The 19156-nt window shown below is 72.3% G+C and carries 19 protein-coding genes; 10 read left to right on the top strand and 9 right to left on the bottom strand.

Annotated features, from left to right (window positions below; genetic code table 11):
* Positions 1-226: 226 nt before the first annotated feature.
* The 3 genes from OUQ99_RS09375 to OUQ99_RS09385 form a co-directional block, all read right to left on the bottom strand.
* The gene (locus OUQ99_RS09375) at positions 227-427 is read right to left on the bottom strand and encodes a hypothetical protein (RefSeq protein ID WP_267949033.1); all 201 of its coding nucleotides are present in this window, start codon (positions 425-427) and stop codon (positions 227-229) included.
* Positions 428-675: 248 nt separating this feature from the next.
* The gene (locus tag OUQ99_RS09380) at positions 676-1620 is read right to left on the bottom strand and encodes an EamA family transporter (RefSeq protein WP_267949034.1); all 945 of its coding nucleotides are present in this window, start codon (positions 1618-1620) and stop codon (positions 676-678) included.
* Positions 1621-1626: 6 nt separating this feature from the next.
* Positions 1627-2064, bottom strand: a complete 438-nt coding sequence (locus OUQ99_RS09385) for a hypothetical protein (RefSeq protein ID WP_267949035.1) — start codon at positions 2062-2064, stop codon at positions 1627-1629.
* 133 nt (positions 2065-2197) lie between these two features.
* Between OUQ99_RS09385 and OUQ99_RS09390 the strand changes: the two genes are divergently transcribed.
* Complete coding sequence (locus OUQ99_RS09390) at positions 2198-2887, top strand: RICIN domain-containing protein (protein ID WP_267949036.1); 690 nt, start codon at positions 2198-2200, stop codon at positions 2885-2887.
* A 54-nt stretch (positions 2888-2941) separates the two neighbouring features.
* Here OUQ99_RS09390 and OUQ99_RS09395 read toward each other — a convergent pair whose 3' ends face one another.
* The 3 genes from OUQ99_RS09395 to OUQ99_RS09405 form a co-directional block, all read right to left on the bottom strand.
* Positions 2942-3739 (bottom strand): inositol monophosphatase family protein, encoded by a 798-nt coding sequence (locus tag OUQ99_RS09395; RefSeq protein ID WP_267949037.1) that lies wholly within the window; start codon positions 3737-3739, stop codon positions 2942-2944.
* A gap of 66 nt (positions 3740-3805) precedes the next feature.
* Positions 3806-4651 (bottom strand): ABC transporter permease, encoded by an 846-nt coding sequence (locus tag OUQ99_RS09400; RefSeq protein ID WP_267949038.1) that lies wholly within the window; start codon positions 4649-4651, stop codon positions 3806-3808.
* Positions 4648-5589 (bottom strand): ABC transporter ATP-binding protein, encoded by a 942-nt coding sequence (locus OUQ99_RS09405; RefSeq protein ID WP_267949039.1) that lies wholly within the window; start codon positions 5587-5589, stop codon positions 4648-4650. Before OUQ99_RS09405 ends, OUQ99_RS09400 begins: the two co-directional genes overlap by 4 nt.
* A 296-nt stretch (positions 5590-5885) precedes the next feature.
* Between OUQ99_RS09405 and OUQ99_RS09410 the strand changes: the two genes are divergently transcribed.
* The 8 genes from OUQ99_RS09410 to OUQ99_RS09445 are packed head-to-tail and all read left to right on the top strand — an operon-like array spanning position 5886 to position 12533.
* Positions 5886-6662 (top strand): helix-turn-helix transcriptional regulator, encoded by a 777-nt coding sequence (locus tag OUQ99_RS09410; RefSeq protein ID WP_267949040.1) that lies wholly within the window; start codon positions 5886-5888, stop codon positions 6660-6662.
* 19 nt (positions 6663-6681) lie between these two features.
* A complete protein-coding gene (gene sufB, locus OUQ99_RS09415; protein WP_267949041.1) occupies positions 6682-8094 on the top strand; it encodes a Fe-S cluster assembly protein SufB in 1413 nt (470 codons plus the stop codon).
* Between the two features lies 1 nt (position 8095).
* Positions 8096-9256, top strand: a complete 1161-nt coding sequence (gene sufD, locus OUQ99_RS09420; RefSeq protein ID WP_267949042.1) for a Fe-S cluster assembly protein SufD — start codon at positions 8096-8098, stop codon at positions 9254-9256.
* Complete coding sequence (locus OUQ99_RS09425) at positions 9249-9584, top strand: non-heme iron oxygenase ferredoxin subunit (protein WP_267949043.1); 336 nt, start codon at positions 9249-9251, stop codon at positions 9582-9584. Before sufD ends, OUQ99_RS09425 begins: the two co-directional genes overlap by 8 nt.
* A 9-nt stretch (positions 9585-9593) precedes the next feature.
* Complete coding sequence (gene sufC / locus OUQ99_RS09430) at positions 9594-10355, top strand: Fe-S cluster assembly ATPase SufC (protein ID WP_267949044.1); 762 nt, start codon at positions 9594-9596, stop codon at positions 10353-10355.
* Between the two features lie 3 nt (positions 10356-10358).
* The gene (locus OUQ99_RS09435; RefSeq protein WP_267949045.1) at positions 10359-11660 is read left to right on the top strand and encodes a cysteine desulfurase; all 1302 of its coding nucleotides are present in this window, start codon (positions 10359-10361) and stop codon (positions 11658-11660) included.
* 19 nt (positions 11661-11679) lie between these two features.
* Positions 11680-12156, top strand: coding sequence for a Fe-S cluster assembly sulfur transfer protein SufU (gene sufU / locus OUQ99_RS09440; RefSeq protein WP_267949046.1), 477 nt, complete (start codon positions 11680-11682; stop codon positions 12154-12156).
* The gene (locus OUQ99_RS09445; protein ID WP_267949047.1) at positions 12156-12533 is read left to right on the top strand and encodes a metal-sulfur cluster assembly factor; all 378 of its coding nucleotides are present in this window, start codon (positions 12156-12158) and stop codon (positions 12531-12533) included. The genes sufU and OUQ99_RS09445 overlap by 1 nt, the downstream gene beginning before the upstream one ends.
* Before the next feature lie 126 nt (positions 12534-12659).
* Here OUQ99_RS09445 and OUQ99_RS09450 read toward each other — a convergent pair whose 3' ends face one another.
* Together OUQ99_RS09450 and OUQ99_RS09455 are read right to left on the bottom strand one after the other, a co-directional pair.
* Entirely contained in the window at positions 12660-13418 is a 759-nt protein-coding gene (locus OUQ99_RS09450; protein WP_267949048.1) for a DUF2470 domain-containing protein, read from the bottom strand.
* Positions 13419-13582: 164 nt separating this feature from the next.
* On the bottom strand, positions 13583-15949 hold the full coding sequence (locus OUQ99_RS09455) for a hypothetical protein (RefSeq protein ID WP_267949049.1): 2367 nt from the start codon (positions 15947-15949) through the stop codon (positions 13583-13585).
* Between the two features lie 744 nt (positions 15950-16693).
* On the opposite strand from OUQ99_RS09455, the gene OUQ99_RS09460 reads away from it, so the two are divergent.
* Entirely contained in the window at positions 16694-17587 is an 894-nt protein-coding gene (locus OUQ99_RS09460) for an SGNH/GDSL hydrolase family protein (protein WP_267950322.1), read from the top strand.
* Between the two features lie 169 nt (positions 17588-17756).
* Here OUQ99_RS09460 and OUQ99_RS09465 read toward each other — a convergent pair whose 3' ends face one another.
* A complete protein-coding gene (locus tag OUQ99_RS09465) occupies positions 17757-18983 on the bottom strand; it encodes an EAL domain-containing protein (protein WP_378554928.1) in 1227 nt (408 codons plus the stop codon).
* Positions 18984-19156: the final 173 nt, after the last annotated feature.

Raw genomic sequence — 19156 nt, forward strand, 5'->3', positions numbered from 1 at the left:
GTGCGCTCGGGTCCCTGATTACGAAAATGCCAGGTGGCAGGGGTCATGGCGCGGACCCGTCCGACCGCCGTGCGACGGGTGGCGCCTCGTTCCCGGGGTCGGGGACCGGCGCCCTGTCGGGCCGGGGGCGCTGCCCGGAACCGTGCCCGCGGCCGTGCGCCCGGGGGCGTGCCCCCGGGCGCACGAACCGCTCCCCCGAACCGGGACCCGGTTCAGGAAACAGGCATTAGCGGTTGTAGTTCGCGATGCACTGGTTGAGCAGGTTCAGGTCCAGGTTGATCAGACCGAGGAAGCTCTGCTGGCTGGTGCAGGCCTCGTACGCCTCGATGTCCGAGCCCTTCTCGCCCGCCAGGGCGGCCCCGGTGCCCATGCCGAGGAGTCCGGCGGCGAACAGAGCGGTCATGGTGATCTTGGCAGCGGTGCGCATTGCTTCCCTTTCGAGAGCGAATATTCGAAGAGGTCGGCCGACCCACCAGGACTGATAACCGTTTGATCACGTTCGGAAACGCAGAGTAGTCAACCAGGTTCTCCAAGGTGGGGTCGCGGGGGGTCTCCGCGGTCGCGATCTTGTCAGTGTCATGGCAGCTCAAGACACCTTTTTCGTAAGTGATTACGAGAGGTGTCGGGTAACTGAAAATCTTGACAGGAGAACCGGGTCGAACCGCCGTGCGGGTCTCAACCCCTCCGGTGGTCCTCCGGCGGGGACGGGGCGGGCGAGCCGCCGCGCGTCCGTCCGCCGCGCTCGCGGGCGGAGGTGCGGGTGGAGCCGGCGCTGGCGACGATCACGCACCCCACCGCGAACCACTGCCAGGGCGAGAGCAGTTCGCCCAGCAGGACGAGCCCCACCACCGCGGCCGCGGCGGGCTGCAGGCTCATCAGCACGCCGAACACCCGGGGCGGCATCCGGCGCAGCGCGTTCAGTTCCAGGGTGTAGGGGACGATCGAGGAGAGCACGCCCACCACCAGGCCGAACAGCAGCAGCCGCCAGTCCAGCAGGGCGGCGCCCCCCTCCGCGATCCCGGCCGGGGCCATGATCACCACGCCGACCACGCTGGCGAACGCCAGGCCGGAGGCGCCGCTGAAACGCTGCCCCGTGGCCGCGCTGAGCAGGATGTACCCCGCCCACGCCACCGCCGCGAGCACCGCGAACAGGATGCCCAGCGGGTCCATGGAGCCCGACTCCAGGCCCAGCGCCACCACGCCCAGCCCGGCCAGCCCGGCCCACAGGAGGTCGATCCTGCGCCGTGAGCCCAGGATCGCGATGGCCAGCGGTCCGAGGTACTCGATCGTCACCGCGATCCCCAGCGGGATGCGCGCGAACGCCTGGTAGATGAGGAAGTTCATCATCGCCAGCGCGACGCCGTAGCCGACCACCACCAGCCAGTCGGTCCGGCTGCGGGCCCGGAGCGCGGGACGGACCAGCAGGACCAGGAGCACCGCCGAGGTGAGCAGCCGCAGCCACACGACGGCGGCCGGGGGAAGCTCCTCGAACAGGTTCTTGGCCACGCCCGCGCCGGTCTGCACGGAGACGATGCTGACCATCACCAGCCAGACCGGCGGTATCGCCTCCGCCGCGGTCCGCAGGGAGAAGGGTTCCTTGGGGGTGGCCGGGGTGCTCATGGGTATTCATCCTACGTTTTCGGTTCTCCGCTCGGCCTCCCCGCCCTCGTCCCGGCGGCCCTCCGGTCCCGCGGTCCCCGCACGCGCGCGCGACCTCCGGGGTTCCGCATGCGCCCCGGCGGCCGGGACCACGGGCGGGACGGCGGGCGGGCGGTGGATCACGGCGGTCAGGACCAGCAGCCAGGCCACCACCACGACCAGGGGCTGGAGCAGGGTCATGACCAGGCCGAACACCGTCCTCTCCGCCTGGTCGGTGAGGATCTGCAACCCGATCCACAGGAACGGCAGCACCGCCGCCACGAGGTTCGTCACCAGGGCGGCCCACACCAGCCCCCGGCGGGCGGGCGGGCGCCACACCAGCAGTGCGCCGCCCGCCACGAGCAGCATGAGCGGCGGTCCGAGGTACCGGACCACGATGAACCAGGGGACTCCGATGGCTTCCATGGCGGGACCCTATCGAGGCCCGCCCCGGCGGGAGGTCGAGGGCGAACGTGCGCGAAGTACGTCAAGTGGTGTCAAATAGTGCGGGGCCGTGGCCGACACGGCCCTCACCCGTCGCCCGCTGGAGTGTCCTCACATGTCCCGACGCCGAGCCCGCAGTGCCCCCCGTGTCCAGGAACGGCACGTGCCGACCTGGCCGGTCTTCGTCGGAGCGCTGGCGCTCGTCCTCGTCGCCGTCATCGGCGGCTACACGGGCGGCCTCCTCGCCGCCGGCTCCGGAGAACAGGAGGAACCGGGGATGGACGTGGTCTCCGGCATCCTCGTCGAGCCCTCCGGCGCGCCGGAGGAGACCGGGGAGCCCGAGGAGGAAGAGGAGTACGTCCACCCCGCCGGGATGGACCCCTCACTCGCCTACGTCCTCCAGAACGTGCACGGCGACCGCGTCGCCGACGTCGCGGGCGCCTCCACCGACAACGGGGCCCCCGTCCACCTGTGGGACCGCCACGACGCGGAGAACCAGCAGTGGAGGTTCGTCCCGCTCGACGAACAGGGCTTCTACGAGATCGAGGGCGTCGGCAGCGGCAAGGTCCTGGAGGTCGCGGCCGACCCCGCGCAGCCCGCCGCCACGCTGCTCACCCGGACCGGGGCGCCCAACCAGCACTGGTCGGTGGTCGAGGTCGGCAGCGGGGTCGTCCGGCTGGTCAACCGGGCCACGGGCCGCGCCCTCGAAGGGCAGGGCGGCGCGCCCGACAACGGCACGGCGATCGTCCAGGCGCCCGACGGCTCCCACGCCCACCAGCAGTGGCGCCTGCTCCCCATGGGCTGATCCGCGACGGGCCCCGAGGCCCGGACGGCCCCGCGGCGACGCCCCGGTCCGGTGTCAGCCGACGAGGAGCGACCGGGCGGTCTTCCAGCACTCGTCGTCGGAGGCGCAGAGCAGGCCCACGGCGTCGTCGCCCGGACGGTACTCGCCGCCGTCCGGGCGCAGGCACACGCCTCCGGCCTCGGTCAGCATCAGGGAGCCGGGGGCGTGGTCCCAGGGCAGGGTCCTGTGGAACAGCAGGAAGTCCTGCCCGCCCTCGAACAGGAGCGGGTAGTCCACCCCGACGCAGTGCGAGCCCGATCCCATGGACGCGAAGCGTGTGGCGGCCTCCTCCACGCGCCGCTTCGCGGCGGGGGCGAGGAACCGCGTCGCGGCCGAGCCGTGCAGGCGGGCCGGATCGGCCGGTGCGGGCTCCCGGCGCACCCTCACGCCGTCGCGCCAGGTGCCGGACCCGCGCTCCGCGACGTAGACCCGGTCCTCGGTGGGGCGCAGGATCCATGCCGCGACGGTCTCGCCGTGGCGCACCAGGGCGGCCATCACCGCGAAGCGCGTGTCGCCCCGGACGAAGTTGCGGGTTCCGTCGACCGGGTCGACCAGCCACGCCACGGGCTCCCCGTACAGGGCGCGGAGCAGGCCGGGGTCGTCCGAGGCGGCCTCCTCGCCCACGACCGGCGCCGCGACGACGTCGCGCAGGCGGGCGCCGATCAGCTCCTCGGCCTCGCGATCGGCGACCGTGACGAGCTCGCCGGGGGCCTTCTCGGTGACCTCGCCCTCGGACAGGGACCGGAAGCGGGGGAGGACCGCCGCCTCCGCCGCCTCGCGGAGGATCTCGGTGACCGCGTCGACGTCGAGCATGCGCCCCATCCTAGGAGCGGCGGGCGCGGGCGCGGGGACCGCCCCCTCCCGGGAGGCCCGCGGGCGTCACTCCCAGCGGAAGAGGCGGCTGGCGAGCAGTCCGCAGACGAGGGCCCACACGGCCAGGACCGCGAACGCGCCCCAGCCCGGCAGGGACCCGTCCGCGAGGACGGTCCGCAGGCCCGAGCTGAGGGCGGTGACCGGCAGCAGCGAGGCGGCCTGCTCCAGCGGCGCGGGGAAGCTGCTGGTCGGGAACAGCACGCCGCCCAGTCCGAGCATCAGCACGTACACCAGGTTGGCCCCGGCCAGGGTCGCCTCCGCCCGCAGGGTGCCGGCCATGAGCAGGCCGAGCGAGCTGAACGCGGCGGTCGCCAGCAGCACCAGGGCGACCGCCGACAGCACGCCCGCCGGGTCGGGGTCGGGGGACCAGCCCAGGGCCAGCGCCACCGTGCACAGCAGCGCGATCTGGATGGCCTGCACGCCCAGGACGGCCAGCGTCTTGGCGGCCAGGAGGCCGAACCGGGACAGCGGCGTCGCCCCCAGGCGCTTCAGGACCCCGTAGCGCCGCTCGAAGCCGGTGCCGATGGCCAGGCCGGTGAACGACGTCGACATCACCGCCAGCGCCAGGACGCCCGGCGTGAGGGCGTCGACGCGGGGGCCCGGGCCCACGTCCAGGACCGAGGTGAGGCTGAAGCCCACCAGCAGGAGGACGGGGATGACCATGGTCAGCAGGAACTGCTCGCCGTGGCGGAGCATCACCCGCAGTTCCATGCGGGCCTGCGAGGCGACCATCCGCCACATCGGCGCGGCCCCGGGCGCAGGGGTGAACAGCGAGGCGCCGCCGCCCTGTGAGGGGGCGGTCGGGGCGGCGTCGGCGGCCCGCGTGGTGGTGCTGGAGGTGTGCTCGGTCATTGGTCGCGCAGTTCCCGGCCCGTGAGTTCGAGGAAGACGTCTTCGAGGGTACGCCGTCGCACGCGCAGGTCCTCGGCGAGGACGCCGGCCGACGCGCACCATGCGGTGACCGTGGCCAGGAACTCCGGACCGAGCGCGGCGGCGTCGTCGGTGGTGACCACGTACTCGCGGCGGCCGTCCGCGGTGGCGCCGTCGGCGACCCTGCTGCCCTCGGGCAGGGCGGCCAGGAGCGCGGAGGAGTCCACGGGCGTGCTGGAGAAGCACACCTCGCGGCGCCCCTCGGTGAGCGCGGCCGGCGCGCCCTCGGCGACCACGGCGCCGCGGTCGATGATGACCACGTGGTCGGCCAGCCGTTCGGCCTCCTCCATGTGGTGGGTGCTCAGGATGACCGCCACGCCCGCCTCGCGCAGGGCCGACACCAGGTCCCAGGTGGCCATGCGCGCCTGCGGGTCCAGGCCCGCCGTCGGCTCGTCCAGGAACACCAGCTCGGGCCGTCCGACCACGGCGCAGGCCAGGGAGAGGCGCTGCTGCTGGCCGCCGGACAGGCGGCGGAAGGGGGTGGCGGCCACGGAGTTCAGGCCCAGCCGCTCCATGAGGACGGCGGGGGCGATCGGGCTGGCGTGGAAGGAGGCCATCAGGTTCAGCCACTCCGCCGCGCGGGCGCCGGTGGGGACCCCGCCGGACTGGGGCATCACCCCGACGCGGGGCTTGAGGGCGGTGGCGTCGGCCACGGGGTCCAGGCCCAGGACCCGGACCCGCCCGCCGTCGGCGCGGCGGAAGCCCTCGCAGATCTCGATGGTGCTCGTCTTGCCCGCCCCGTTGGGGCCGAGCAGGGCCGTCACCGCACCCCGGCGCGCGCTGAACGTGAGGCCGGAGACTGCGGTGGTGGCGCCGTAGCGCTTGACCAGGTCGACGACCTCGACCGCGGCTGTGTCCATGGGGCCTGAGTTTACGTGCGGCCGGGCGGGGCCCTTCACCGCCCCGCTCGGGGAGGAGCCGCCGAAAACTCGGGAGGTCCACATCCTGGTCGTGCGGTATCAACATGCGGGCAATCCGGGCCGTCTCGGCCCCTCGCGCGGTGGCGACCTCGGGTTTCGGGAGCATGAACCCGCTGTTAGGCAAGCCTGACCTTCGTGATGAAGGGCATGGAGCGGCGTTTGCCTCAACGGACTTATTTAGGCCACACTGATGTTGTCAAAACCACGAGCTGCGTACGACGAGGGAGGGGAGCGCCGTGCCCGAGGCGACCAGTGTGCCCCGTGCCCTGGCCGGACCCGACCGCGGGGCCGAGACCGGCACCCGCGCCCGCGTCGCGCGGCTCATCCTGGAGAAGGGCCCGATCACCGCATCCTCCCTGGGGGAGCGGCTCGGACTCACTCCGGCGGCGATCCGCCGCCACCTCGACAACCTGACCGGTGAGGGCATGGTCGAGGCCCGCGACGCCCGGCCCCACGGCGGACAGCGCCGCAGGGGCAGGCCCGCCAAGGTCTTCGCCATCACCGAGGCCGGGCGGGACGCCTTCGTCCACGCCTACGACGACCTCGCCACCAGCGCGCTCCGCTTCCTGGCGGAGACCGCCGGGGACGGGGCCGTCGGCGAGTTCGCCCGCAGTCAGGTCGCCGATCTGGAGAGGCGCTACAGGCCCCTGCTGGACGCTGTCCCCCCGGAACAGCGCGTCCGGCTCCTGGCCGAGGCACTCTCCAACGACGGTTACGCCGCCACCGCGGGCCGGGCGCCCGCACCCGGCGGCGGTGACCAGCTGTGCCAACACCACTGTCCGGTCGCCCACGTGGCCGCGGAGTTCCCGCAGCTCTGCGAAGCCGAGGTCGAGGCCTTCTCACGACTTCTGGGCACCCCGGTGCGCAGGTTGGCCACCATCGCCCACGGCGACGGTGTGTGCACCACGCACGTCACCCCTCGGGGCGACGTGGCGGGCGGGGACAGCCAAACCCCCGCGTCAGAGGCCATCCGCCAGGGGGCGGGCGGCTCAGTTCACCACAAGGACACCTGAGTCCTGGAGGAGTCCGCGCATGACGTCTATCGCGCATCCCGAGCTCGAAGGGATCGGAAACTATGAGTTCGGCTGGTCCGACTCCGACAAGGCGGGGGCTACCGCCCGCCGCGGCCTGAACGAGGAGGTCGTCCGCGACATCTCCTCGAAGAAGGACGAGTCGGAGTGGATGACCAAGCTCCGGCTCAAGTCCCTCAAGCTCTTCGACAAGAAGCCCATGCCCAACTGGGGCGCGGACCTGTCCAAGATCGACTTCGACAACATCAAGTACTTCGTGCGGTCCACGGAGAAGCAGGCCACCTCCTGGGAGGAACTGCCCGAGGACATCAAGAACACCTACGACCGGCTCGGCATCCCCGAGGCGGAGAAGCAGCGCCTGGTCTCCGGTGTCGCCGCGCAGTACGAGTCCGAGGTCGTCTACCACCAGATCCGCGAGGACCTGGAGGAGCAGGGTGTCATCTTCCTCGACACCGACACCGCCCTCAAGGAGCACCCGGAGATCTTCGAGGAGTACTTCGGCTCGGTGATCCCGCCCGGCGACAACAAGTTCGCCGCGCTCAACACCGCGGTGTGGAGCGGCGGGTCGTTCATCTACGTGCCCAAGAACGTGCACGTCGAGATCCCGCTGCAGGCCTACTTCCGGATCAACACCGAGAACATGGGCCAGTTCGAGCGGACGCTGATCATCGTCGACGAGGGCGCCTACGTCCACTACGTCGAGGGCTGCACCGCGCCGATCTACAAGTCGGACTCGCTGCACTCCGCGGTCGTCGAGATCATCGTCAAGAAGAACGCCCGCTGCCGGTACACGACCATCCAGAACTGGTCGAACAACGTCTTCAACCTGGTCACCAAGCGCGCCATCGCCGAAGAGGGCGCGACCATGGAGTGGATCGACGGCAACATCGGCTCCCAGGTGACCATGAAGTACCCGGCCGTGTACCTCATGGGCGAGCACGCCAAGGGCGAGACCCTGTCCATCGCCTTCGCGGGCGAGGGCCAGCACCAGGACACCGGTTCCAAGATGGTGCACTGCGCTCCCAACACCTCGTCCACCATCGTCTCGAAGTCGGTGGCACGCGGCGGGGGCCGCGCCTCCTACCGGGGCCTGGTGCAGGTGCAGGAGGGCGCGCACAACGCGAAGTCCTCGGTCAAGTGCGACGCGCTGCTGATCGACACCGTCAGCCGCTCGGACACCTACCCCTACAACGACCTGCGCGAGGACGACGCCGAGCTCGCGCACGAGGCGACCGTCTCCAAGGTCAGCGAGGACCAGCTCTTCTACCTGATGAGCCGGGGCATGAACGAGGACGAGGCCATGGCCATGATCGTGCGCGGGTTCGTCGAGCCCATCGCGCGCGAGCTGCCCATGGAGTACGCGCTGGAACTGAACCGGCTGATCGAGCTTCAGATGGAAGGAGCGGTTGGTTAAGTTGACCGGCCCCAGCATCGAACCCAAGGCCCACAGCCACGGCCTCGGGGACATCCCGTTCTCCAAGTTGGCGACCCACGGGTCGTTCGACGTGAACGACTTCCCCGTCCCCAACGGCCGCGAGGAGGAGTGGCGCTTCACGCCCGTCCGCCGCCTCAAGGGCCTGCACGACGGCACCGCCGTCGCCGGCGGCGCCGACAAGCTCGACATCGACGCCCCCGAGGGCGTCACCGTCGAGACCGTCGGCCGCGGCGACGCCAGGCTCGGCACCGCGGGCTTCCCGGCCGACCGCGTGATCGCCCAGGCCTACACCTCCTTCGAGGAGGCCACGATCGTCACGGTCGCCAAGGGCAAGGCCCTGGAGCAGCCGGTCGTCATCAACCGGGAGGCCCAGGGCGGCACCCGCTTCGACCAGTACGTCATCGACGTCGAACCGCTGGCCGAGGCGATCGTCGTCCTCAACCAGACCGGTACGGGCATCCGTGCGGGCAGCGTGGACATCCACGTCGCCGAGGGCGCGCGCCTGACCCTGATCAGCGTGCAGGACTGGGACCGCGACGCCGTCGACGTGTCCCAGCACAACGCGCAGGTCGCCAAGGACGCCACGTTCAAGTCGATCGTGGTCACCCTCGGCGGCGACCTGGTCCGGCTCTCCCCGAAGGTGGCCTACAAGGGGCGCGGCGCCAACGCCGAGCTCCACGGCCTGTACTTCACCGGCGACGGCCAGCACCACGAGCACCGCTCGCTCATCGACCACAACATGTCCAACACCCGGTCCCGGGTGGAGTACAAGGGTGCGCTGAGCGGCAAGGGCGCGCACGGCGTGTGGATCGGTGACGTGATCATCGGCGAGGGCACGACCGGCACCGACTCGTACGAGCACAACCGCAACCTCCAGCTCACCGACGAGACCCGCGTCGACTCGGTGCCCAACCTGGAGATCTTCACCGGCGAGGTGGAGGGCGCCGGCCACGCCGCCGCCAGCGGCCGCCTCGACGACATCCACCTGTTCTACCTCCGCTCGCGGGGCATCCCGGAGGACGAGGCCCGCCGCCTGGTCATCCGCGGCTACTTCCTCGAGCTGATCAACCGCATCCCGGTCGGTGAGCTGCGCGAGGGGATCATGGACAAGGTCGAGCGCAAGCTGGCCGAGCATGAGTGAGGGCACTCGCTGGGTGAAGGTCGCCGAGCTCGCCGAGATCCCCGAGGAGGGGGTCCTCGGCGTCGAGACCGACGACGAGACACCCATCGCGCTGGTCCGCTCCGAGGGTGAGGTGTTCGCCGTGCGGGACGTGTGCTCGCACGCCGAGGTCCGCCTCTCCGAGGGCGAGGTCGAGGACGGCACCATCGAGTGCTGGCTGCACGGCTCCTGCTTCGACCTGCGTTCGGGGGCGCCGATCAACCCGCCCGCGACCCAGCCGGTTTCCACCTATGACGTGAAGATCGACGGCGACGACGTACTCGTGTCGTTGGACGAGAAGAATTCCTGAGGCTTTGACATGACGAAGTTCGAAATCCGCGGTCTGCGTGCCGACGTTCTCATCGGTGAGAACGAGAGGCAGGAGATCCTCAAGGGCGTCGACCTGACCATCAACTCCGGTGAGACCCACGCCATCATGGGCCCCAACGGATCCGGCAAGTCCACCCTGGCCTACGCGATCGCCGGCCACCCGCGCTACGAGATCACCGAGGGCGAGGTGCTCATCGACGGGGAGAACATCCTCGACATGAGCGTGGACGAGCGCGCCCGCGCCGGCGTGTTCCTGGCCATGCAGTACCCGGTCGAGGTGCCCGGCGTCTCCATGTCCAACTTCCTGCGCAGCTCCGTCACGGCGGTGCGCGGCGAGGCCCCCAAGCTCCGGCAGTTCTCCAAGGAGCTCCAGGGCGCGATGAAGGACCTGTCCATCGACTCGGCCTTCGCCGCCCGCGGCGTCAACGAGGGCTTCTCCGGCGGTGAGAAGAAGCGCCACGAGATCCTCCAGCTGGAGCTGCTCAAGCCCAAGGTCGCGATCCTGGACGAGACCGACTCCGGCCTGGACGTCGACGCGCTCAAGGTCGTCTCCGAGGGAGTCAACCGCGCCAAGGCCGACGGTGAGATGGGCGTCATGCTCATCACGCACTACACCCGCATCCTCAACTACGTGAAGCCGGACTTCGTCCACGTCTTCGCCCAGGGCCGCATCGCCGAGTCCGGCGGGCCCGAGCTGGCCGACGTGCTGGAGGCCGACGGCTACGAGCGCTTCGTGAAGGTGGGCGCGTAACCCATGACGACAGTCCGCGAGTTCGGTCGGGCCGACGCCGGTCCGCTTGACGTCGCGGCGCTCCGGGAGGACTTCCCGATCCTCTCCCGGACCGTCCGCGACGGGCGTCCGCTGGTGTACCTCGACTCCGGGGCCACCTCGCAGAAGCCCCGCCAGGTGCTCGACGCCGAACGTGAGTTCTACGAACGCCACAACGCGGCGGTGCACCGTGGTGCGCACCAGCTCGCGGAGGAGGCGACCGACGCCTACGAGTCGGCCCGGGAGACCATCGCCCGGTTCATCGGCGGCGACGCCGGCGAGGTGGTGTTCACCAAGAACGCCACCGAGGCGATCAACCTGGTGGCGTACGCCATGGGCAACGCCGCCACCGCCGACGAGGGACTGCGCGGCTTCCAGGTGGGTCCCGGTGACGAGATCGTCGTCACCGAGATGGAGCACCACGCCAACCTGGTGCCGTGGCAGGAACTCTGTCGGCGCACCGGCGCGACGCTGCGGTGGTTCCCGGTGACCGGGGAGGGCCGCCTCGACCTGTCCGGCATCGGCGAACTGGTCAACGAGCGCACCCGCGTGGTCGCGTTCACGCACCAGTCCAACGTGCTGGGCACCGTCAACCCGGTGGCGCCCGTCGTCGCCCGCGCCCGCGAGGTCGGCGCCCTGACGGTCCTGGACGCCTGCCAGTCGGTTCCGCACATGCCGGTGGACGTCACCGAGCTGGGCGTCGACTTCCTGGCGTTCTCCGGGCACAAGATGCTCGGCCCCAACGGCATCGGCGTCCTGTGGGGCCGCCGGGAGCTGCTGGAGGCGATGCCGCCGTTCATCACCGGCGGATCGATGATCGGCGTCGTCCACATGGAGTACTCCACGTGGGCGGAGCCGCCGCAGCGGTTCGAGGCCGGCGTGCCGATGGCCCCCCAGGCCGTCGCCCTCGCCGCGGCCTGCGACTACCTGTCGAAGGTGGGCATGGACCGGGTCGCCGCGCACGAGCACGAACTCACCGAGTACGCGCTCGAGCGGGTGGGCGCGCTGGAGGGCGTGCGGATCATCGGTCCCACCGAGGCGGTCGACCGCGGCGGCGCGGTGTCGTTCGTCGTGGACGACATCCACCCGCACGACCTGGGCCAGGTGCTCGACGACCGGGGCGTGGAGGTCCGTGTGGGCCACCACTGCGCCTGGCCGCTGCACCGCACACTGGGGGTCCAGGCGACCACGCGCGCGTCCTTCTACCTCTACAACACGCTGGAGGACGTGGACGCGCTGGTGGGGGCCATCAGGGACGCCCAGGGGTTCTTCGGAACCCGGCCCTAGAACGAGGAACAGCCTGACCATGCAGCTGGACGCGATGTACCAGGAGATCATCCTGGACCACTATCGGAACCCGCACCACAAGGGGCTGCGGGATCCGCACGACGCGGAGGCCCACCACATCAACCCCACCTGTGGGGACGAGGTGACGCTCCGCGTGGCGCTGACCCCGGCCGAGGGCTCGGCCGGGCTCGACGAGAAGGCCGTCGTCAGCGACGTCTCCTACGAGGGGATGGGCTGCTCGATCAGCCAGGCCAGCACCTCGGTGCTGACCGACCTGCTGATCGGACGGACGGTCGCCGAGGGCATGACCACCCTGGACGCCTTCACGGAGCTGATGCAGTCCCGGGGCAAGGGTGAGCCCGACGAGGACGTCCTGGAGGACGCCGTGGCGTTCGCCGGGGTGTCCAAGTACCCCGCGCGCGTCAAGTGCGCCCTGTTGGGCTGGATGGCGTGGAAGGACGCGGTGTCGCAGTCCATGGAGAAGGAAGGCGTCTGATGAGCGAGAACGAGACGACAACGGCCGAGGCTGCCGAGGCCCCCGAGACCGCGCCCCTCTCCCCGGAGGCGGAGGCGCTGGCCGAGGAGATCGGCGAGGCGCTCAAGGACGTGATCGACCCCGAGCTGGGCGTGAACGTCGTCGACCTGGGCCTGCTGTACGGGGTGAGCGCCGACGACCAGGTCATCACCCTGGACATGACGCTGACCAGCGCGGCGTGCCCCCTGACGGACGTGATCGAGGACCAGGCCAACAGCGCCCTCGACGAGTTCGAGCGCGAGGTCAAGATCAACTGGGTCTGGATGCCGCCGTGGGGTCCGGACAAGATCACCGACGACGGGCGGGACCAGCTGCGCATGCTGGGCTTCAACGTCTGAGGCATCACGGATGACCGCGCGGCGGGCCGGGACCACGGGTCCCGGCCCGCCGCGTTCGTGTGTCGGGGGCCTCTCGCGGGGACCGGTTCCCGCCGCGGCCGCCCTCCCCGGCGGCGCGGCCGCTCCTCAGGGACCGCAGCGGTGGGGGAGGCCCGCCATGCCGTGGACCTCCGCCGCGACGTCGTGGGGGGTGTCCGCGGGCCTGCTGAAGGGGAGCCGGGCGTCGACGTCGCCCTCGGGGCCCTCGAAGCGGAGCGTGATCCCGTACCGGTCCACGCCCAGCGGCCGCGGTCGCCCGGGCGGCAGGGGTTCGGGGGAGCGCACGGCGATCGCGTGCAGGATGTCGGGGTGGTCCTCCTCCAGGTGGCGCAGCCACTCGCCCTCCCGGCGCCCGAAGGGGTCGGTGCGCGCGCGGACGAACTCGTCCGTGCGCAGGAGGTGGCAGCCGTCGGTGTCGGAGTGGACCACCAGGTAGGGCTCCAGGGCCACCATCGTCCGTCCGTGGCCGATGTCGAGCAGCCGTTCGTCGGGATCGTCGCGCAGGACGCGGAGGGCGCGCAGACGGGCCGTCGGGTGGTCCAGCCGGGTGAGGGTGCCGCTGATCCACAGGAGGGAGCGTGTGCGGTCGCGCAGGGGCACAGGGGCCGTGTCGGTGAACTCGACCGTGGCGGCGGTGGTGTGGCGGCCGATCCGCTCCAGGAGGAGGTGGCGGTCGGGGACCAGCAGGCTCACGGAACCGTTGGGGTGGATGTGGCAGGCGGGTTCGTCGAGGTGCACGGCGTGGTCCCGGGTCGTCACGGTCACGGGGTTGGGACGGCCCAGGACCGACCGCGCGCGTTCGGCGGGCGGGGGAGCCAGGTGCTGGTACGTGGACAGGGGAACCACCTCGATTCTTACTTAGGTGAGGCTAACCTACATGGTTCGACCCCTGGTGGGACACCCCCGGGCGCGCCTTTTCGCGGAGAGGCGGGCGCACGACGGAAGCCGCCCCGGGACGGCGGTCCCGGGGCGGCGAGGATCGAAGGGGCCGCAGGAGCCCCCGGAAGGGGTCAGTGCGCGGCGAACAGCCCCGAGCGCAGCTCCCCGGCGATGTCGTTGTCACCGCGCAGGTTCAGCAGGTCGATGAGCGACTGCGGGTCGGCGAGCGCGTCGTCGTCGTGGTCGGTGATACGGCGCGACAGGATCTTGAGGGCCTCGTCGGTGGAGGCGGGCGCCGTGTACCCGCTCAGGTGCAGTGCCCGGGCCGCGGGCGTGTACCCGCTCAGGTCCGTGGCGGGCAGCTTGCGCGCGTCCAGGCGGTCGCCCGCCACGGTGATGAACATGCGGTCGCCGGGCTGGGCGGCCTGGCGGCGCAGCAGCGGCCGCAGCGAGTCGAACGCGGGCTGGTCCCTCCAGACGAGGACCAGCAGGTCCGCTCCGGGCGCGGTCAGGCACAGCAGACGGCCCGGCTGGAGCCCCAGGTGCGTGGCATAGCCGTTGGGGACGGCCACGGGGGCGCCGTTGAGGTGGTCGGCGGTGATGTCGATGCGGTGCCACCAGCGCCCGTCCGGGGCGCGGAAGCACCGGGCGGCCATCGCCGGGTCGCTCGCGCCGGGGCGCGCCGCGGGGGCGTGCGAGGCGAGGACCGGCTGGAGGGCGGGGCCCGGACCCCCGTGCGGGTGCCCGAGGAGCACGGGCCGGTGGGGTTCGAGGCCTGTGGGGACGAACACCGCGCCCGCCTGGTCGTGGACGGTCCTCTGCCGGTGCTCCGGAAGAGCGGCGACGGGCTCGGGCTGCGCCGGGGCCCCGGGCCCCTCGACGCGCCGCCGGATCGGCAGCCCGTTCTCGGTGGTGGCGCCCGAGTCCTCCGGGGCGATGTGCCCCGGGTGGCTGGTGGGAGCCTCCATCGGGACCGAGGCGTCGACGAACACGTGCCCGTCCTTCAGGCTCACCCCGGGGGTGCTCAGCAGCCAGGCCCGGAGCTCCTGCTGGCGGATGCCGATACGGCCGAGCCGCAGGCCGGCCTCGGTCATGTCGGGGGCGTCGCCCAGGAGCTCGCGGGTCTGCCAGCGCAGGCGGTTGGGGTCGTCGGCGATGAGCCAGCCGTTGTGCATGCGGCGGTCGGTGAACAGGGTGATGATGACCCGCCACAGGGGCGTGTTGAGGGTGGGCACGTCCACCGGGTGGTCGGGGTGCGCGTTGATCAGCCGGTCGATGGTGGTCGCGGACCCCAGCTGGTCGGACAGCTCGCGCATGTGCTTGGTGACCGCCGCGCCCTCGGGCGAGTTGAGCCAGCGCAGCAGGCGCTCCTCCACCTTGCGCTGGGCGCCGCGGATCTCGGTGACGTCCACCGCGATCTGCTCGGAGAGCACGCGGATGCTGATGGGGTCGGTGGCGAAGAGGCGCTCGGCGGCGACCGTCCGCTCCAGATCGGGCCAGGAGCGGAACATCTCCTCGACCAGGTCCACCAGGGGGTGCTGGCCCAGGGCGGGGGCCGGGGGGCGCTCCTCGACGTGGTCGGGCCGCATGGCCTTGGGCGGGCCGAAGCTGGGCCGGCGCAGTGTGCGGCCGGGGCCCACCAGCGAACTGCGGAACTGGGAGCGCAGGTCGCCCGGGGCGCCCTCGCGCCCGGCATCGGAGCCGGCGGCCTCGGCGCCCGGCGCGGGGCCGGGGAGCATCGCGGCGGAGCTCACCATGCCGGTGGGCGCGGCGCCGCCGTGCCCGTTGACGGGCGCCTCCTCCGTGAAGGGGGCTTCGGCCCCCTCGCGCTCCTCGCGCTGGGCCCGCAGGGCGCGCAGGGTCCGGATGGCGCGGGTGGCGGGTGTCTGCGGCGGCGTCGAGCCGTGGCCGGCGGACTCCGAGGCGTCGGCCGCGCCGTCGGCGCCCGTGGCCGCGCTCAGGTACTCCAGGGCGCTGCGCACGTGGTCCGGCACCGTGTCGGGGATCCAGTGCGCGATGGTGCGCACGGCCTCCAGCATCAGGGCCGGCGAGGGGGTCGGGCCGCCGGGCAGCTCGCAGCAGGGCTGGAGCGCCCGCCAGGCGACGGTGCTCACGACGTCGAGGACCCCGCATCCGGAGAGCGGCCACTCGCCGATCTCCTGGGGCGCGGTGGAGATGAGGCGGTCCCAGTCGCCCGCGGCGGCGGTGACGGCGCCGCGTACCGGCTCGGACAGGTCCGCGCAGCTCACCTGCTGGGTCCGCAGGCTCGGCAGGAACTCGGAGAGGGGCACGTGCCCCCACTGCTCGACCGCGAGGCGCGCGATGCCGTGGGCCAGCCACGGGGGGCCCGCGATGTCCAGGACGCGCGCGACCGGGAGCGAGTGCCACCAGCCGTCGATCAGCCGGTCATGGTGGAGAAGGGGTGCCACGTCCGGCGACCTCGACCACCGCAGGGCGGGAGCGAGGTCGACGAGGCAGATCGGAGAGACGGCGTTCATCCGCTGGGGACCTCGACCTCCTGGTGTCTGCACGTGAATTGGGGAGGAACCGCACGGGCCTTCGGTTCGATGCACCACAGTACGCGCCCTTCACCCGGACGGGGGCCGGACCGCGAACCGGTCCGGTGCTTCGCGGGTGGGCACGGCGAGCCGGGGGACAGGGGTGCCGTGAGCACTTCCCCGAGATCGTACGTGCCCCGGAGCCGCATGGGTACCCCCAGGTCGGCCCGGTCCGCGGCGACCCCGCCGTGACCGCGCCGTGTGATGACCGTGACAAGGGGGATCGGTGTCCGCGGAACCCGAAGCCGTGTGAGCTAGCTCATAGGGGGCATGCGGCTCATATCGAACCGAGCAGTCGTTGTTATTCACTGTGCCGTCATATACGCGCCCTCTCCGCGAAACAGGGGCGCGCGGCCGCCCGGGGAGAGGGGACCACCCGGAGCGGGCCGGCGGGCCCCCGGGTCAGGCGTTCCGACGCCGGTCGTGGGTATGCTGGTCGGGCACTGTCCTCGCCCGAACGACCTTCGGCCGGGTGGCCGCGCTCCGCGGCCGACCAGGGGTCGACGGTGTTCGGACCCGGGTCGGCGGTACACCGCGGCCCGTACCAGGATTCCGTTCCCGCGCACCCTCGGCGCTTCGTAGGCGTGGGACGGTCGAGCCGGATGATTGGTTGACGTGACAGACCTTGAGACGAATCCCCCAGCGGCCGCTCGCGCGAGCAGACCGGACGTCATCCGGTCGTTCGTGGCGATCGGCGACAGCATCACCGAGGGGATGGAAGACGACAGCGGCCCCAACGGCGAGTACCGCGGATTCGCGGACCGTCTCGCGGAGCACCTCGGCACGATCTCCCCGGACTTCCGGTACGCCAACCTGGGTGTGCGTGGCCGGCGCATGCGCCACATCTTCGGCGAGCAGCTCGACCAGACGCTGGACTGGAAGCCCGACCTGGTGACCGTCCTCGCGGGCGGCAACGACGTCCTGCGCCCCGGCGGCGACCTCGACCAGCTGGCCGAGCACTTCGAGTGGGGCATCCGCCGCCTGCGCGACGCCGGGATCCGCGTGGTGATCCTGTCCGGGCACGACACCGGCTGGATCCCCGTGCTGCGCTACTACCGCGGCCGCATCGCGGTCTTCAGCATGCACATGCGCGCCGTCGCCGAGCGCACCGGCACCGAGATCGTCGACCTGTGGGCGCTCAACGCCCTCACCGACTCCCGGGCCTGGAGCGACGACCGCCTGCACCTCAACGGGGCCGGCCACCAGATCGTCGCCGCCCGCATCGCCGACCTCCTCGGCTTCCCCATGGGGCCGCGCGAGTCCTGGACCGACCCGTGGAGCACACCGCCCCAGCAGCTGCCCCGCATCCTGCGCCGCCGGGAGAACCGCCGCTGGGCCCGCCAGTACGGGGTGCCGTGGCTGCGGCGCCGCCTCATGGGCCGCTCCTCCGGGGACGGCCGCCTGCCCAAGCGACCGGAGCTGGAGTACCTGCACGACGAGGCCACCCGCGCCCGGATCGCCCTGGCGATGGAGGAGGCCGGGGTCCTGGAGTCGGACTACGACGCGTACGCCGCGGGCGACGGCGCCGCTCCCACCAGCAGCCCCTCGGGCACCAAGGGCCCGGACCCCGTGGACTGAGCCGCCGCGAGGCCCCGGCGGGCCCCGCACCCGGGTGGTGCGGGGCCCGCCGTTCCTTCCGGCCGGGGTCCCGGCCCGCGGCCGGGAGCGGGCCCGCCCGTTTCCGCCGGTCCGGCGCCCGGGCGCGCTGCGGGTACGGAGCGGCGGGGGCGCACCCCGGGCGCCCGCGTCAGCTCCGTGAGAGGGACTGGATGAGGTCGCTGATGTGCACCACGCCCAGGCACTGCCCGTAGGAGTTGGTCGCGACCAGGTCGTCGTAGACACGGTCGGTGTCCTGGCCCGCCACGCGCAGCGCCGCCAGGGCGGTCATCCACGCGGGGATCGTGCGCGGCGACTCCGCCAGCCGCAGCGCCGGGCGCTTGGCGTGCAGCGCGTGCCCGTACCGGCCCGTCACCGACAGCAGGAACCGGGTGCGGTCGATCACCCCGACGGGCCGCTCCCGGTGGTCGATGAGGATGACGCTGTTCAGCGCCGGGTCGCCCGTGAACGCCTCCAGCACCTGCTCGGTGGTGGTGTCGGAGTCGAAGCCCACCGGGGGGAGCATGAACTCGGTGACCCGCGGCCCCGCGTCCTCCTCCCGCCCCTGGGACGCCGTCGGCTCGGGCACGGGGGTCACGCGCTCCCCGGGCCGCCACGTCCTGTCGGCGAAGAACTCCCCCGTCCCCACCCGTATCCCGCACGCGCGCAACCGCAGCACGTCCTCGGCCGTCCCCACGCCGGAGGCCATCGCGTACACGCCGCTGCCCCGGCCGATCCGGGCGAGGCCCTCGACGACCGTCGCGTGCCTCTGGTCGGTCGCCACCCCCGAGACGATCTCCGGGTCGATCCGCATCAGGAAGGGGGCGGCCTCGACCACGAGGTCGGGCCGCACCATCGACGTGCCGAAGCCGCACCGGAACCCCGCCGCCCTCAGGCGCGACACCCCCGGCGAGACCACCGACCGCGGCAGGTCGGCCAGGTCCGTGCCGAGCAGGAAGGTGATGTCGCGCGGGCGCCGGCCCGCGCGCCGCATCCGGCTCTCCACCAGGGCCACGAACCCCTCCCCGGCGGTCAGGATCCTCGCGGGCAGGGGGAGGACGAGCGGCAGCAGGCTCTCGGTCCCGGCCGCCTCCGCGACGAGGTCCAGCACCCAGTCGGCCACGGCCGTCCCCTCGTGGACGCCCATCTCCGCGTTCGGAGGGCCCCCGGGGACGGCGGGGTGCGGTGCGGGCGGTGCGGCGACGACCTCCACCGCGACGACCGCGCCCGAGTCCAGGTCCACGACGGGCCGGTAGCCGGGGGAGCGGGACGGGCGGGGCGCGCCGGGGGGACCGGCGACGCCGGGGGAACGCCGGGGGCCCGCACCTGGTCCCGACGGGTGCGCCTCTGACGTGTGGTGGGGATGCAGGGCAGACACATACTCATGGTGACCCCGATCAGGGCGCACATGAAGACCTGTTCGCGGCTGTTCAGCTCAGCTTCACGACCTGTTCGGCGCGGCGCGCGCACGGTCGCGGAGGCGCGACCGACCGTGGCCGAGAAAAGCCCCTGACCTGCTTCGGGTCCGCGGACCGGAGCGGGGACGACGTG

It is taken from the genome of Streptomonospora nanhaiensis, from assembly GCF_026642255.1.
Classification (GTDB): domain Bacteria; phylum Actinomycetota; class Actinomycetes; order Streptosporangiales; family Streptosporangiaceae; genus Nocardiopsis; species Nocardiopsis tropica.